This is a genomic window from Paenibacillus sp. J2L1-98 (assembly GCF_056269405.1).
The window spans coordinates 599,377-614,545 of the sequence record NZ_JBWDNW010000002.1 but is presented as its reverse complement, the minus strand read 5'-3'; the positions used below and the strand labels follow the sequence as shown (position 1 = coordinate 614,545).

General features: G+C 50.3%; 14 protein-coding genes. 13 read left to right on the top strand and 1 reads right to left on the bottom strand.

Features of this window, described 5'->3' with window-relative positions; translation table 11 throughout:
• The first annotated feature begins 179 nt into the window (after positions 1-179).
• The 9 genes from AC0YNZ_RS07700 (at position 180) to AC0YNZ_RS07660 (ending at position 9,377) form a co-directional block, all read left to right on the top strand.
• Positions 180-776 carry a ComEA family DNA-binding protein gene (locus AC0YNZ_RS07700; RefSeq protein ID WP_475826034.1) on the top strand — a complete coding sequence of 199 codons (597 nt, stop codon included), beginning with the start codon at positions 180-182 and terminating at the stop codon, positions 774-776.
• 87 nt (positions 777-863) lie between these two features.
• Positions 864-2,159: a homocysteine synthase gene (locus AC0YNZ_RS07695; protein ID WP_475826033.1), complete on the top strand. Its 1,296-nt coding sequence runs from the start codon at positions 864-866 to the stop codon at positions 2,157-2,159.
• Positions 2,160-2,216: 57 nt separating this feature from the next.
• The gene (locus tag AC0YNZ_RS07690) at positions 2,217-2,747 is read left to right on the top strand and encodes a deoxycytidylate deaminase (RefSeq protein WP_056627405.1); all 531 of its coding nucleotides are present in this window, start codon (positions 2,217-2,219) and stop codon (positions 2,745-2,747) included.
• 105 nt (positions 2,748-2,852) lie between these two features.
• Positions 2,853-5,441, top strand: coding sequence for a DNA internalization-related competence protein ComEC/Rec2 (locus tag AC0YNZ_RS07685; RefSeq protein WP_475826032.1), 2,589 nt, complete (start codon positions 2,853-2,855; stop codon positions 5,439-5,441).
• Positions 5,442-5,778: 337 nt separating this feature from the next.
• On the top strand, positions 5,779-6,327 hold the full coding sequence (locus tag AC0YNZ_RS07680) for an RNA polymerase sigma factor (RefSeq protein WP_056627408.1): 549 nt from the start codon (positions 5,779-5,781) through the stop codon (positions 6,325-6,327).
• Positions 6,324-7,358: an anti-sigma factor family protein gene (locus AC0YNZ_RS07675; RefSeq protein WP_475826031.1), complete on the top strand. Its 1,035-nt coding sequence runs from the start codon at positions 6,324-6,326 to the stop codon at positions 7,356-7,358. Before AC0YNZ_RS07680 ends, AC0YNZ_RS07675 begins: the two co-directional genes overlap by 4 nt.
• Positions 7,351-7,485, top strand: a complete 135-nt coding sequence (locus AC0YNZ_RS07670; protein WP_475826030.1) for a hypothetical protein — start codon at positions 7,351-7,353, stop codon at positions 7,483-7,485. The genes AC0YNZ_RS07675 and AC0YNZ_RS07670 overlap by 8 nt, the downstream gene beginning before the upstream one ends.
• A 275-nt stretch (positions 7,486-7,760) precedes the next feature.
• Complete coding sequence (gene holA / locus AC0YNZ_RS07665) at positions 7,761-8,795, top strand: DNA polymerase III subunit delta (RefSeq protein ID WP_475826029.1); 1,035 nt, start codon at positions 7,761-7,763, stop codon at positions 8,793-8,795.
• A gap of 111 nt (positions 8,796-8,906) precedes the next feature.
• Positions 8,907-9,377, top strand: a complete 471-nt coding sequence (locus AC0YNZ_RS07660) for an SRPBCC family protein (RefSeq protein ID WP_475826028.1) — start codon at positions 8,907-8,909, stop codon at positions 9,375-9,377.
• A gap of 106 nt (positions 9,378-9,483) precedes the next feature.
• On the opposite strand, the gene rpsT is transcribed toward AC0YNZ_RS07660, so the two are convergent.
• Positions 9,484-9,756, bottom strand: a complete 273-nt coding sequence (gene rpsT, locus AC0YNZ_RS07655) for a 30S ribosomal protein S20 (RefSeq protein WP_110770624.1) — start codon at positions 9,754-9,756, stop codon at positions 9,484-9,486.
• Between the two features lie 214 nt (positions 9,757-9,970).
• Between rpsT and gpr the strand changes: the two genes are divergently transcribed.
• The 4 genes from gpr to lepA all read left to right on the top strand — a co-directional run bounded on the left by gpr (position 9,971) and on the right by lepA (position 15,117).
• Positions 9,971-10,978, top strand: coding sequence for a GPR endopeptidase (gene gpr, locus AC0YNZ_RS07650; RefSeq protein WP_475826027.1), 1,008 nt, complete (start codon positions 9,971-9,973; stop codon positions 10,976-10,978).
• Positions 10,979-11,505: 527 nt separating this feature from the next.
• Entirely contained in the window at positions 11,506-12,747 is a 1,242-nt protein-coding gene (spoIIP, locus tag AC0YNZ_RS07645; RefSeq protein ID WP_475826026.1) for a stage II sporulation protein P, read from the top strand.
• A 40-nt stretch (positions 12,748-12,787) separates the two neighbouring features.
• The gene (locus tag AC0YNZ_RS07640; RefSeq protein WP_475826025.1) at positions 12,788-13,219 is read left to right on the top strand and encodes a hypothetical protein; all 432 of its coding nucleotides are present in this window, start codon (positions 12,788-12,790) and stop codon (positions 13,217-13,219) included.
• 80 nt (positions 13,220-13,299) lie between these two features.
• The gene (gene lepA / locus AC0YNZ_RS07635; RefSeq protein WP_475826024.1) at positions 13,300-15,117 is read left to right on the top strand and encodes a translation elongation factor 4; all 1,818 of its coding nucleotides are present in this window, start codon (positions 13,300-13,302) and stop codon (positions 15,115-15,117) included.
• Positions 15,118-15,169 lie beyond the last annotated feature (52 nt).

Genomic DNA, 15,169 nt, shown 5'->3' with positions numbered 1-15,169 from the left:
CCTATGGGACTTTCGTATGCATAACCAGATTCAAATGAAAGATTTAAGGCCATGCGCGAGCAAATCCCGAGTCAAAATATCCGTATTCATTTCGTTTGCTCTCTTACCTTATTCCGCAGAACTTGTTTTATATGTCACTAACTACCAACTATTTTGTCGTTTGCAGGAGGACGTGCCGAGTGAAAAGTTCATCTTATCGAGTGTCTAATAAACAGCTTTTAATAGCCGCAATCCTTATTATGGCAGCCGTCATTCTTCTGGCAGCTGCTTTAATGGAGCCTAAACAGACTGCTGCAGGAGAATGGGTGCCGCTAAATGACGCTGTAAAAACAGCGCTTGATTCGTTAACCAGACCAAATGAAGAGGGAGGTGCGGATGAGCCTGGCAATAAACAATCAACGGCGAAGGCAATAAACCAAACCGTACAGCAGGCTACTCCCATTCCGGAAGCAGATGAAAGCACAAAGCCTGCTTTAGAAAAGCAGGAGGCTGAGGCAATAGCGAAAGGAAAAGCGCAGGCGGAGGCAGAAACCGAAACTAAAGCTGAAACGGAAGCGGATGCGGAAGCAAATGAGGAGGGCAGGCTCGATATTAATCGCGCAACGGCAGCGGAGCTAGATACACTTAAGGGTATCGGACCATCCAAAGCTCAGGCAATAGTCCAGGACAGAGATAAAAATGGGAAATATGCGTCGGTTGAAGATTTGCTCCGAGTCAAGGGAATTGGCGAAAAACTGCTGTTTGGTATGCGGGACAGCATTGTAGCCCGTCCATAATTGTGAGAGAATGGAAGGAAGCGGCCTGTTTCACTTTCGCTTGCCATTTTGCACCCTTTATAAACTTTATAAGAAGGAGTCGAGAAAATGTCAGAACAACGCAAGCTTTCTCTTGATACGCTATCCGTCCACGGAGGTCAGCAAATTGATCCGACTACGATGTCGCGCGCGGTGCCTATTTACCAAACGACATCCTACGGTTTCAAAGATACCGATCACGCGGCAAATTTATTTGCCCTGCAGGAATTCGGCAATATTTATTCCAGAATTATGAACCCGACCTCGGATGTTTTTGAGAAACGCGTAGCTGAGCTTGAGGGTGCTCCGGCAGCCTTGGCAGTTGCTTCTGGTCAATCGGCGATTACATATGCAATACTTAACATTGCAGGGGCAGGCGACGAAATCGTATCCGCTACAAGCCTATATGGCGGCACTTATAATTTATTTTCGGTCACCTTGCCGAAACTTGGCATTACCGTTAAATTTGTAGATCCATCGAACCCTGAAAACTTCCGCGCGGCTATCAATGAGCGCACAAAAGCGGTATATGCCGAAACGATTGGAAATCCGAAGGGCGATGTCATTGATCTGGAAGCTGTCGCTGCAATCGCGCACGAGAATGGCATTCCGTTTATCGTAGACAACACCTTCCCAAGCCCGTATTTGAGCAGACCAATTGAGCATGGCGCCGATATCGTTGTCCACTCCGCCACGAAATTTATTGGCGGTCATGGCACTTCGATCGGCGGCATCATTGTAGACGGGGGGAAGTTCGACTGGAGTGCAAGCGGCAAATTCCCGGGCTTGACCGAGCCGGATCCCAGCTACAACGGCGTCGTGTATACGGAAGCGGTTGGTCCAATCGCTTATATTATTAAAGCGCGCGTGCAATTGCTGCGGGATATGGGAGCCGCCATTTCGCCGTTTAACTCCTTCCTCTTGCTGCAGGGTCTTGAGACGCTTCATCTCCGGATGGAACGTCACAGCTCTAACGCACAGAAAGTTGCCGAATTTTTGGAGGGGCATGAAGCGGTTGAGTGGGTCAGTTACCCGGGCCTTCCGAGTCATCCGACTTACGAGCTTGCGCAAAAATATTTGCCGAAGGGCAAGGGCGCGATTTTGACATTCGGTATTAAAGGCGGCGTGGAAGCGGGCAAGAAAGTGATCAACTCCGTAAAGCTGTTTTCGCATTTGGCGAATGTCGGCGATTCGAAGTCGCTTATTATCCATCCGGCCAGCACGACGCATGTTCAGCTGTCCGCAGAGCAGCAAACGAATGCGGGCGTTTCGCCGGGCATGATTCGCCTGTCGGTCGGTACAGAAGGAATCGATGATATTTTGGCGGATCTCACGCAGGCGATAACAGCCAGCCAACAAATTTAAGATTAATATATTAGCAGCTAGAACATCAGATGCAGCAAGAGAAAGGAAGATGGAGTCATGAACACCCAAACGCAGGATGCCGTCCGCAAGGATTGGGACACGTATTTTATGGATATCGCTTATATGGTTTCGACGCGCTCGCGTTGTCCGCGCAGACATGTCGGAGCCGTTCTCGTGCAAGGAAAAAAACTGTTAGGTACGGCGTATAACGGGGCGCCGATGGGCGTGCAGGACTGTCTCGAGGCAGGCTGCATGATATCGGAGGAAGTAGAGATGAAGCAGATCGACGGCAAGGAGCAGCTGTTCAAGAAGCAGCGCTGCATACGAACGATACATGCGGAGCAAAATTTGCTGCTGTTCACGGATCGTGCCGATCGCGAAGGGTCAACCGTTTACGTAACCGACCAGCCTTGCTGGACCTGCGCCAATATGCTCGCTAATAGCGGTGTCATTGAGATCGTCTATCACCGCAGCTATCCGAAGGATAGTGACAAGGTGATTAGTCTGATGGAGCAGAAGGGCATTATATTCCGATGTTTGGATCATTTCGAACCGCCTGCTCAAGCGCATATGGATGTTACTTCATAGCAGCGATAATACGAGTTTATAAGCTGGAGGAGGAACCTCTGACTGCATCATTTGGATGCGTCGGGGGTTTCTTTTTTGTTTTTCAAAGATTTGGAGGGCGGAGAGATGAGAATGAATCGGCGGCCGTTGATCTGGTTCGCGATTTGCTGGGTTTTGGGGAGCGCTGCGGCTGCAGGTCTAAGCAGCCGCGGCGCTTTGCTTGCGGCGGGCGCCGCTGCGCTGCTGGCGCTGGCCGCCGCGCTGTGCAGGCAGGCGTCGTGGCAGCTCGCGGCAGCCTGCGCTTTGGCTGTGGGCCTTGCCGCGGGGGAGAGGCTGTGGGCGGATGCCCGCAACGTGACCGAGCTGCCGGCCCTGCTGGCCGCCGCAGAGGCGGATGGACCGCGAGCTGCGTATGCGGCGGAGGCGGTCGGCACGATCGTGTCCGCGGTCGAGATCGACGGTGACCGCGTTGTGTTTCGCGTGGAGGCGCACAGTGTCCGCGCGGAGGGATCGGCCGCCGCGCGGGAGGTGCGCGAGCGTCTGCTTGTGCATGTCCGGCTGGCTGAGCGGCCGGAGCAGGCTATCGCCGCGGCGTGGCATCGCGGCGACAGAGTGCGCCTGGCCGGCAAGCTGACGCGGCCGGCCGGCGCATCCAACAGCGGCGGATTTGACTACCGCCGCTACCTGAGCAGCCAGAGAATCCACTGGCTGCTCAATGTGCAGGGCACCGCCGCCGTCGACCCGGCGCCGGGCCCCCAGTGGACCGCGGCCGCTCTGCTCGGCCGCGTTGATGCCGCGCGCGCCTGGCTTGGCGCGCGGATGGACTTGCTGTATCCGTCCTCGCAGTCCGGATACATGAAAGGTCTCGTCCTCGGCATACGCGAGGACCTCGACCCCGAGCAGTTCCAGCAATTTTCGCGGCTGGGCTTAACGCATATATTGGCGATTTCAGGCCTCCACGTCGCTGTATTTCTATACTCTCTTGGCGGCTTGCTCCGAGTCGCCCGCATGAGCCGCGAAAGGATACTGCTTATTCTGATGCTGTCCGTACCCTTTTACGTACTGTTCTCCGGCGCTTCGCCTTCGGTTATCCGTGCCGGTCTTATGTCCATATTAGGGCTGCTGGCAGCGCGTATGGGAAAGCTGAAGGACGGCCTGCATCTATTGGCGGCAGCCGGGGTAATCATGCTTCTATTCGATCCCTTCTTTATCGAGAATGTAGGCTTTCAGCTTTCGTTTATTGTGACGCTTGGTTTAATTGTTGGCGTCCAGCCCGTGCGCTGCGCGATGCCGCAATGGCGCAGGGGCAAGCCGCTGCTTGATTTGGCAGCCGTTACGTTCGTGGCCCAGCTCGTTTCTTTTCCGGTAACGATCTATTATTTCAATCAATTTCATCTATTATCGATGCTGGCCAATTTTGTTCTCGTCCCATTCATCAGCTTCGTCGTTATGCCGCTTGGAGCAGTCGCGCTCCTCGTCGCGATCCTTTGGGAGCCCGGCGGCAAGCTGCTCGCTTATGCATCGCATTATGCGAACGATTGGACATTTATGCTTGTCGATCGGCTTTCGCAGACGGACACGCTTAGAACGATTTGGGCGTCTCCGCCTATTTGGTGGGTGGCTGCATGGCTGATAATACTCGGCGCAATATTCCAAGTCATCCGCGTATGGACGGGGCGGCTGGCAGCCGCGCGTGCCGAAGCCGCTGCCGCCTCGGAGGAAACCGCACCGCTGGGCGCTGCTGCGGCATTTATCATGGTTAATAATCGGAACAGAATAGTAAAAATAAGCTTTTATTTACTTCTGTTCCTTGCGCTTATTTTGCTTTGTTATGCATATAAGCCGGATATTTTAAATACAAATGGCACGGTTAGCTTTATCGATGTCGGTCAAGGCGATGCCATCCATATCCGAACGCCAAGCGGGAAGCATGTTTTAATCGATGGCGGGGGCACGCTGTCCTTTCGAAAGCCGGGCGAAGAATGGAAGGAGCGCAGCGACCCTTTTGAGATTGGCCGGAAGGTGCTCGTCCCTCTCCTGCTTAAAAGAGGCGTGCGCGAAATCGATCTTCTCGTGATTTCACATTTGGACAGCGATCATATCCGCGGCCTAAAGGCGGTTTTGGAGACGATCCCGGTTCGCAGCATATGGTTGAACGGCACTGTTAAGGAATCGGAAGATGCGCAGCATCTTCTGAGGCAAGCGCTTGCGCTCAAGATTCCGATGTATGGCGTGACAGCGGGCATGAAGCGCTGGCTCGATCAAGAAACTGAATTAAGTGTTTTATGGCCGGCGGCTAAAGATTCAACAGAGGTGGTTATGCTGGAAGAGCAGAATGAGAGCAGTGTAGTGCTGGCTATGCGATTATATAAATCGACCTTTCTGTTTTCCGGCGATATTAATTCCGAAACGGAACGGGCGATTATTCGGAATGAGCAGCGGCACTCTACACAGGGTTCAGTGCCGGACACCTTATCGGTAATGAAAGTGGCGCATCATGGAAGCCGGTTTTCGACGGGCGAGGAATGGCTGGAATACTGGAGTCCGCTTGGCGCGGTGGCGTCAGTCGGCGCTTCGAACAGTTACGGGCATCCTCATCCGGACGTTTTGTCCAGACTTGCCGAAGCAGGCGCGGCCGTTTGGCGGACTGACAGCAGTGGCGAGGTTCGTTTTAAAGTGACAGACGAAGGATTGTATATTTACGATAAGCAATAATTCAGCAGGATGATGACTAGATTGTTGTACTTGCCTGTATCATGTAATTGATTTCAACATTCATTCGAGTGATAACGGCGGTCAAACTCCTGCCGACAGTTTCGGCCAATTTCTATATACGGGTTACTAGAAATTTGGTATCCTTTGATGTGGAGTTTATTTCGTTTCTCTTACCAGTAAGAGAGTTTGCTTCATTTATTAATAAAGCTTTCTAGTAATACGAGTTATATTAACCACTGGCAAATGTTACTAAAAAAAATAAAGTTATTTTTTTATTAATCTGCAACTTTTACCGCAACCCGTTCGTCAGAATGGTTGCAAGAGAGGGGGATCCTTCGTGGTGGAGCCGGAGCTTATAAGAGCCGCTCAGTCGGGAGATCGCGACGCTTTAATTACTCTATTGCGAGAGATTGAAACACATGTTTATCGGACAGCCTACTATATATTAAATAACGAACAGGATGCCCTGGATGCAGCACAGGAAGCTCTTATTCGCATCTACACAAAAATTGGCTCGTACGAAGAAAAAGCACAGTTTAAAACATGGATTCAGCGTATTGTAACAAACATTTGCATTGACAAGTTTCGGAGAAATAAACCGACCGTTTCGATAGATGAGCACGACATGGTATTCCATGAGAAACAGAATGTGGAGGACGAGGTAATGTCTGCTTATGCTGCTCATGACATTCGAGCCGCGATCGATAAGCTTCCTGAGCACCATCGCGCGGTTGTCGTTCTTCGGTATTTACAGGATTTCTCTTACAATGAAATTGCAGATTCGCTTGATTTACCGCTCAACACGGTGAAATCATATTTATTCAGAGCTAGGCAGCAGCTGCAAACGTTACTCCATGATTATCAGAAAGGTGGTGTCCGGGGATGAATTGTCAAGAGGTGATGGAACTAATGCAAAGACAGCTAGACGACGATCTCGACGAAAGCGAGAAAGCGGTCTTGATGAATCATACTGGACAGTGTCCGGACTGTGCAGCTATGTTCGAGCGGTTACAGCTGTTGTCCGCTGAGCTTACCAGTTTGCCAAAAGTAATGCCGAGCTACAGTTTAGTGGACGCTATTATGCCGCAGCTGGAGCGGATTGAGCTGTTTGGTCAGCCTGGATCTGAAACGGAACCGTCTTCTGCCGTCAATACGGCAGAGATGGCATCGCGCCGCGCGAAGCGTGAACGCCGCTGGCCGTCTGTACGGATCATAACCGGCGTAATCGCGGCAGGAATCGTAGCAGGTTTGTTTCTTGTTACGTATAAGCCGGGTACGTCGCCGGACTTTAGCGGTGCATCTCAATTTGCAGCTAATGAAGCTGCGAATAGCGAGGCAGCCGATACGGCTAATGAGGCGCCGCAGGAATTATCGTTTACATTAAAAACGAAGGAAAGTATCGATAGTATCGATACTCCAAAAGTTGGAACGGAAGCGGTTAAGAGGCAGGATAGCGCCGAAGAGCCTTCATCGACTATGAATAAGTCAGAATCAGATGAGAAAGCGATGCCAATGACTGGGGATGCGGATTCAAGCACGGGCAATGATGCGTCTGCTGCCGAACAATCCGAGGCTGAAGCCAAAAGCATGGCTGACGGCGGCGGCTCGAATTCAACCGGGGGATTTATCGGTAAGCAAGACAAGAACGGATATGGCGTTGCAGCTGATAATTCTGCCTTAATGGCCCCTAATGGACAATATAGCGCTCAGGCAGAAGATTTTACGCTCAAAATATTCAACGTATCAGACCAATCGCTTGTGTTTACATCTCCGCGCAAAAACGGTATGCTGATGAATCTGAGCTGGTCAGAGGATAGTTCGCAGCTGACCTACGAGGTTCATGTGGAGCAGGGCGCAATCGAGAAATATGTCATTGATATGGCTTCCCTTACGGAGCAGAAGGCAGTGCATGAATAAGAGAGATACGCAAACAAGCGTATTGCTCGGTTCTTATTTCAATTTGAATAAGAGCTTTGCCGCCCGGACGGCGCCAGCCGTTTCTGCTTGGAGTTATTCGCACACTCTTATCCGCTGCTGCATATAGTGTAAGCAACGAGAGTGTCAGCGACGAAGCCTTAACGTCGTATGACCATCCGCAGGGCGGCACCATGGGCCTGCCTGCGAATGTTTATATAGATGTTCGGCAAAGGGATGAAGCCTATAAATGGCTCATCCCTTTGTTGCCGTGTATTTGTACAAATATAAGAATTTATAAGTTTCACATTTATAAATAAGCTTATATTTCACCGCGAAACGAGCTGTTGCCGCCAAAGGAAGGCGACAGCCGTTTACGCTTGTTACTCGTGATGGGGTGTAGGAATGGATGCCAAGGAAGCATTAAAGGAAATAAAGGGCGGCCGCTTTCGTCCAATCTATGTGCTGTATGGCAAGGACCGATACCGGCTGCAGCAATTTATTAACGCGTTGACAGAAGCATTGTTTACGGCAGAGGAACGAGAGCTTGGCATTGTGAAATTTGATACCGCGGAGACCTCGATCGATGAAGCCGTACTCGAAGCGGAGACATCGCCGTTCTTCGTTCAGCGCAAGCTTATCCTCATAAGGGACGCGACCGTCCTATGTGCCGGCGGCAAAGAAGGCGGAAAGATCGAGCACCGTCCCGAGAAGCTTATTCAGTATATGGAATATCCTTCAGAGTCGTCGATCATTGTCATTTCCGTAAATGCCGAGAAGCTGGACGAACGGCGAAAGCTCGTAAAGACGTTAAAGGACCGCAAGGCGCTGGTACCGTTTCCAGAGCTGGATGCGGCTCAGCTTAAGCAGTGGATGATCAAGCGGGCATCGGAGCAAAACCGGATTTTGCTGTCAGATGCGGCAGAGCTGCTGCTCTCAAGGGCAGGAGCCAATATGCAGCAGCTGTCGCAAGAAGTGGACAAGCTCTGTCTGCATGCAGGTCCAGGCGGCACCATTGATCTGGAGTCTGCCGCACTTCTTACCGCTTCAACCGTCGAGGAGGATGTGTTTGCGCTTGTGGATGCCATTGCCGAGCTTCGTATAGACAGAGCGGTTCGCTTGTATAGGGAGCTGCTTGTGCGCCGTGAGGAGCCGATCAAAATCGCAGCGCTTATTGCAAGGCAATTAAGGATCATGCTGCAAATCAAAGAGCTGGAGCAGCATCAATATTCACCGCAGCAAATGGCCGGCCAGCTTGGCTTGCATCCTTATGCCGTCAAGCTGGCCGCGGAGAAAAGCCGGAAGTTTCAAGTGGCGAGGCTTGGCAGGCTGCTCGCTTCCCTTGCTGATCTCGATTATCAAATGAAAACCGGAGCTATCGACAAAACGCTTGGTTTAGAGCTGTATTTGCTTTCACTCGGCATGGAGAAGGGCGCTTAACGCTGACTCCAGCGCCTTTTTTTTATTCAATCGTTCAACGCCTGTAAAGATGCAGACCAAATAATTAGAACTAGTCGGAGCTAGCCGATAGCTGAAAGGACTGATGATTTGATGACATTACCGATTTGTATGCCTGACCTTTCATCAAGACCGTTTCATTTGAAAGTGGAACGCTTGATGGTTGCACCGCCGGATATCCTTTTCCAAGCGTGGACAAAACAGATCGACCGATGGTTTGCAGCGCCTGGATCAGTCATCATGGAGGGTGAAGTGAACACGGTCTTTTACTTTGAAACTGTATACCAAGAAGAGACGCATAGTGAGGCGCAGCGACATCCCCACTACGGACGTTTTCTTAAGCTGGAGCAAGACCGGCTGATCGAACTGACATGGGTTACTGGAGATGGAGGGACAAAAGGGGCGGAGACGGTTGTTACGGTCGAATTGGAGCCTCAAAGCGAAGGCACTCTGCTGCGTCTATCGCATAAAGGGTTTTCGGATGAGGAATCGCGGAATAAACACGAATATGCATGGCCGTTCGTACTTGAGCAACTGGACAAACAAATGACGGCAAGTATTTAATTAAAAAAAAGCTTCACTGCCCTGTAAAGAGCGGTGAAGCTTTTTTGTGCCAAACGGGCTTCAATCGCCCTGGGGACGACCTTAGCCGTTTATGCTGGGATCTTGTTTAGGCTTGAGCCGAAAGGGCATTAAGTCTTTTAGCAAGACGGGATTTTTTGCGGGAAGCCGCATTTTTATGAATCAGGCCTTTAGTTACTGCTTTGTCCAACTTTTTCGTTGCAGCGATAAGTGCTGCTTTAGCAGCATCTACATCAGTGCCGGCGATAGCTTGGTCAGCAGATTTAACGGCCGAACGAAGTGCGGATTTTTGGGATGCATTCAAAGCACGACGCTTTTCACTTGTTTTAACGCGTTTAATCGCGGATTTAATGTTTGGCATGGAATTCACCTCCTAAACTGTTTACAGCGGTTTATTTACATAATAAACCTAAACAACACAACTTAAAATATATTATCATGCACATGTCCAAAAAGCAATAGCAGAAGCATCATGTTGAAATAGTCTGCCCCGGCGGTAAGCTTATTTACGAGTATGAAAAAAAACCATCTGCAAACAATAACCTCAGAACTTGCGTTTGAAGGGAGAATGAGCAGTGGAGAATGATCTCGATTTGCAAAAATACAATGTCAGAACAGATTTGGCGCTTGAAGCGAAAGAGATGGCCGAGGCTCCGCGGGGCGGACCTATACCAGGCATCCAATCGGAGACAACCGAAGATGACGGCATTACGATTACGCAGCTTCATGTTCAGGACGAGCAGGGCTCACAGGCGATTGGAAAAATGCAGGGGCATTATGTGACAATCGAGGTGCCGGGGCTGAGAAATGGCGATACGGGGCTGCAGGATCGCGTCGCGACGCAGTTCGCAAAGCATTTTGAAGCTTTCCTTGAAAGACTGTCCATCAACAAAACGGCGCGAGTGCTCATTGTCGGCTTGGGCAACTGGAATGTTACGCCTGACGCGCTCGGTCCAATCGTTGTAGAGAACGTGATGGTAACCCGTCATTATTTTGAGCTTATGCCTGACCAGGTGGCGCCGGGCTATCGGCCTGTAAGCGCGGTGGCGCCGGGGGTGCTTGGCATAACGGGCATTGAGTCCAGTGAAATCGTGCACGGTATCGTCGACAAAACGAAGCCGGATCTGGTCATAGCGGTCGATGCGCTTGCTTCCAAGGCAGTTGAACGCGTCAACACGACGATACAAATTGCGGATACAGGCATTCATCCGGGGTCGGGCATCGGCAATAAACGAAAAGGATTGACGAAAGAGATTTTAGGCGTGCCCGTCATTGCGATTGGCGTGCCGACCGTCGTGTATGCTTCGACGATTGTGAATAACACGCTTGAAATGATGAGCAGCCACTTTAAGAAGCACAGTGCCAATTCGGATCAAATTTTGGGCCTGGTAAATCAAATGGAGGAAGCAGAGCGGCTTCAGCTTGTGAAGGAAGTGCTTAGCCCGCTCGGTCACGATCTGCTCGTAACGCCTAAGGAAATTGATGAATTTATTGAGGATATTGCGAATATTATTGCGAGCGGTCTTAACGCCGCGCTGCACGAGGCTGTCGATTCAAGCAATGTGGCCGCCTATACGCATTAACATACGGAAAAAGATTGTACAGGGGCTGTCTCTCAGGTTTTTTAAACCTGTTGAGACAGCCTTTTTTTGTGTGTAAGCGGCTGTATGCGTCTGATTTGATGATATGAAAAGTGATTTAGTTTCATATCACAAAACTAAATCGCGTTCGGGGTGCGCTTACGGCGGATTAGCTCTATTTTGCAAACGTAATCAGTCATTTTTCGCAGCTGCTCTTCTAATACACCTGTTTAATTTGACAAAATCAAAGTAAATGGCCGCTATCGGATAACTAACTTTAATTAGTTTCAGAAAATCGAATTAAACTGCCGGGCGGTGACAGACTGCTTTCAACTGGTAGTGAAAAGAGCCTCTGCAGCCATCTGGTTTCTGAGACTTCAGACGAATATTCCGTTCCGGCGCCGAACTAGCTCGATTCGACTCTATTACACGCGAATCTTTCACATGATTTAGGTTCTATGAACTCTATCACTCTCATAGTTTAGTAGTAACTCAGCCACTGGCACAAAGAAGCGGAGGTAATAAAGCCAATGAAACGAAGGATCATGCTGCTGGATATCGGAAGAGAAAGTAAACGAATGAGACAATTGCTAGTAACGGGACGTACGTTCGCGTTGCTCTCTTTTAGTTCTATGCTGTTTTTTGTCATGCTGGGTATTGCGGGTATCGCGCATCAGCAAACGACAAAATCGCCGGTCAATTCGATGAAAGGATTTGCTGCTGCTGTATCCAGCGGCTTTTTTGGGGATATGCTAGAAATGGAGATGCCAGCTTTTCATAGCAGCCTGGAAACGGAGTCGTTTACGACCAAGCAAATAAGCGCATTTCTAATGCGGGCGTTAACGGATATCAATCCAGATGATCCGAAGAGCCTGCTTGCAGGCGAGCTGCCCGGCATGAGCGCAAATGACGCTATACTCATACGCAAAGGCTTGGGCACGGATACGGCTGTAGGGCCGGAGGACAATGCACCTTACGATCCGCTTGGCGGCATTCACGAGGATCCAGGAGTCGATGTAACGAATGAAGTTACAGGGGATGAAACGGAGCCGCAGCCTAGTCCATCGGACGAGCCTGCCGAAGGAGATAAAGATGAAGAAGGAAAGCCGACGACCGGCGGCTCTAAGGTCGTATTTATTTATCACTCTCATAATCGCGAATCATGGTATCCCGTGCTGGCCGATAAATCGAAGGACCCGAACTCCAGCACGAAAAATATAACGCTCGTGGGCAAGCGGCTTGCCCAAAAGCTTGAGGAAGAAGGCATCGGCACGCAGCATTCCGACACGGACTATCCGAGCGCCATTAAAAATTACAGATGGGAATTATCATATAAATATTCGATGAAAACGGTAAAGGAAGCGATCGCCAGCAGTAAGGATTTGAAGTTTTTCTTCGATCTTCACCGCGATTCGCAGAGACGGAAATATACGACGGTCGAAATAGACGGGAAGAGCTATGCGCAGGTTTATTTCATCATTGGCCATAAAAATCCGAATTGGGAAAAGAACGAGGCATTCGCGACCAAAATACATGAGGAATTGGATAAAAAATATCCAGGCATCTCGCGCGGCATTTGGGGGAAAACCGCTGCATCCGGAAATGCGGAATACAATCAGTCGCTGGCGACGGATAGTGTTCTTATCGAAGTCGGCGGTGTAGATAACACGCTTGAGGAGTCCTACCGTACAGCGGATGCGCTTGCGGAAGTGATATCCGGCATTTATTGGGCGGATGAGAAGGTGACGGCAAAGCAAGGGAAGGCGAGCTAGAAGAGCAATCATTTTTGAAAAAGAAAGGAACGATGAGCAAATGAAGCGGAATACGCTAAAATGGACGGTACTCGGCGGAGCAATGGCGATTATCATCATGTACGGCATTGATATGACTTCAGCGGGCATTGAGCGTATATATGGTCCCGTGGAAGGAGCGGACGAATACACCGAGGCCGCTTCGCCTGAGGAGACCGTAAACCCGCGAAATGAGCTCGCGGCTGCCCAGCAGAAAAAAATCGCCCAGCTTGAGAAGGAGCTTGCGGAGTTGAAGCGGCTTGCTGAAGCTGAATATTCGCCTTCGCCTGCCGAAAGCATAGCTGCCGAGAACGAGCGGCTGCCTGGCGTTCCAACCCCAAATGACCAGCCGGCCGTAAACCGGATAGCCGATTCAACCTCCGGCATGCTGCAAAATATGTCAAGCGAGGGCATCCGCATGGTCGTTTCCATATTCGATGGCTTGATCAAATGATAATGAACATTGCTGGTATTCCCTTGAACTGATATAATAGGAGGAATGATTAGCATTATTGGAAATTGTGGGGGTTAGGCATGACTGACGTACGTGACCGGCAAAAGAGAATTAGGAATTTTTCCATTATCGCACATATAGACCACGGAAAGTCCACGCTTGCTGACCGGATTTTGGAGTTTACCGGCGCCTTGTCATCCCGCGAGATGCAGGAGCAGGTGCTCGACCAGATGGATTTGGAGCGGGAACGCGGAATTACCATTAAGCTGCAGGCGGTTCGTTTAGCGTATAAGGCAGATGATGGCGTGGAGTATATTCTGAACCTGATCGATACACCAGGACACGTCGATTTTACTTACGAGGTTTCACGAAGTCTGGCGGCTTGTGAAGGCGCTTTGCTCGTAGTCGATGCTGCTCAAGGTATTGAAGCGCAGACCCTTGCCAACGTATATTTGGCGCTGGATAACAATCTGGAGATCGTGCCCGTCATTAACAAAATCGATTTGCCTAGCGCGGAGCCTGAACGGGTGAAGCAGGAAATCGAAGATGTAATCGGACTTGATGCGAGCGATGCGGTGCTTGCTTCGGCGAAAGCCGGTATCGGCATCAAAGAAATATTAGAGCAGCTTGTCGTGAAGATGCCTTCACCGACCGGCGATCCGGACGCTCCGCTTAAAGCGCTTATTTTCGATTCCCACTACGATCCCTACAAAGGCGTAATCGTCTATGTTCGGGTTATGGACGGAAGCATCTCAGCGGGCAAAAAAATTCGCTTTATGGCGACGGGCGCAGAATTCGAAGTCATCGAGGTAGGAGCCTTCATGCCGCGTATGTCGATCGTGAAGGAGCTTGCTGTCGGGGATGTCGGCTTTGTCGTAGCGGGTATTAAGAACGTAAAGGATACGCGCGTCGGCGATACGATTACTGAAGCAAAGAGACCTGCGTCGGAGAGGCTGCCCGGATACCGTCAGATCAACCCGATGGTATTCTGCGGTCTGTATCCAATCGAAACGCAGGATTATAACGATCTGCGCGAAGCGCTCGAGAAGCTGGAGCTTAACGATGCATCGCTCAGGTATGAGCCGGAATCGTCAACTGCGCTGGGCTTTGGCTTCCGCTGCGGCTTCCTCGGCTTGCTGCACATGGAAATTATTCAAGAGCGGATTGAACGGGAGTTCAACATACCGCTTATTACGACCGCGCCAAGCGTAATTTACAAAGTAACGTTAACGAACGGCGATACGCTGGATATCGATAATCCATCGAACTACCCGGAAGCCGGGAAGCTTGACTTTGTCGAGGAGCCGTTTGTTAAAGCGGCGATTATCGTACCGAACGATTACGTTGGGGCGATTATGGAGCTTTGCCAAAACAAACGCGGCGAATTCGTTAATATGGAATATTTGGATACCAACCGCGTTACGATTACGTATCAAATTCCGCTGTCGGAAATCGTTTATGATTTCTTCGATCAGCTGAAATCGAGCACGAAGGGCTATGCTTCCTTCGACTATGAATTAAGCGGGTACCGCAGATCTAACCTGGTCAAAATGGACATTATGCTCAATAATGAGCAGGTCGATGCTTTGTCCGTAATCGTTCACCGCGATCGTGCATACCAACGCGGCAAGGTCATTTGCGAGAAGCTGAAAGAGCTTATTCCGCGCCAAATGTTCGAGGTGCCGATACAGGCATCCATCGGCAACAAGGTTATTGCCCGTGAGACGGTCAAAGCCATGCGTAAAAACGTTCTAGCCAAATGCTACGGCGGTGACATTAGCCGAAAGCGGAAGCTGCTCGAGAAGCAGAAGGAAGGCAAGAAGCGGATGAAGCAAGTGGGTAGCGTAGAGGTGCCGCAGGAAGCGTTCATGGCGGTACTCAAAATCGGCGAGGATTAAGACGTACGAGGATGAGGGAGGGCGCAGCTCTCCCTCTTTTCTATTGAAAGCA

What these genes read in the sequence shown, in the direction of transcription:
- AC0YNZ_RS07695 (WP_475826033.1), top strand. Translation starts at nt 864, where the DNA reads ATGTCAGAACAACGCAAGCTTTCTCTTGATACGCTATCCGTCCACGGA.
- AC0YNZ_RS07690 (WP_056627405.1), top strand. Translation starts at nt 2,217, where the DNA reads ATGAACACCCAAACGCAGGATGCCGTCCGCAAGGATTGGGACACGTAT.
- AC0YNZ_RS07685 (WP_475826032.1), top strand. Translation starts at nt 2,853, where the DNA reads ATGAGAATGAATCGGCGGCCGTTGATCTGGTTCGCGATTTGCTGGGTT.
- AC0YNZ_RS07675 (WP_475826031.1), top strand. Translation starts at nt 6,324, where the DNA reads ATGAATTGTCAAGAGGTGATGGAACTAATGCAAAGACAGCTAGACGAC.
- AC0YNZ_RS07670 (WP_475826030.1), top strand. Translation starts at nt 7,351, where the DNA reads ATGAATAAGAGAGATACGCAAACAAGCGTATTGCTCGGTTCTTATTTC.
- holA (WP_475826029.1), top strand. Translation starts at nt 7,761, where the DNA reads ATGGATGCCAAGGAAGCATTAAAGGAAATAAAGGGCGGCCGCTTTCGT.
- AC0YNZ_RS07660 (WP_475826028.1), top strand. Translation starts at nt 8,907, where the DNA reads ATGACATTACCGATTTGTATGCCTGACCTTTCATCAAGACCGTTTCAT.
- rpsT (WP_110770624.1), bottom strand. Translation starts at nt 9,756, where the DNA reads ATGCCAAACATTAAATCCGCGATTAAACGCGTTAAAACAAGTGAAAAG.
- spoIIP (WP_475826026.1), top strand. Translation starts at nt 11,506, where the DNA reads ATGAAACGAAGGATCATGCTGCTGGATATCGGAAGAGAAAGTAAACGA.
- AC0YNZ_RS07640 (WP_475826025.1), top strand. Translation starts at nt 12,788, where the DNA reads ATGAAGCGGAATACGCTAAAATGGACGGTACTCGGCGGAGCAATGGCG.
- lepA (WP_475826024.1), top strand. Translation starts at nt 13,300, where the DNA reads ATGACTGACGTACGTGACCGGCAAAAGAGAATTAGGAATTTTTCCATT.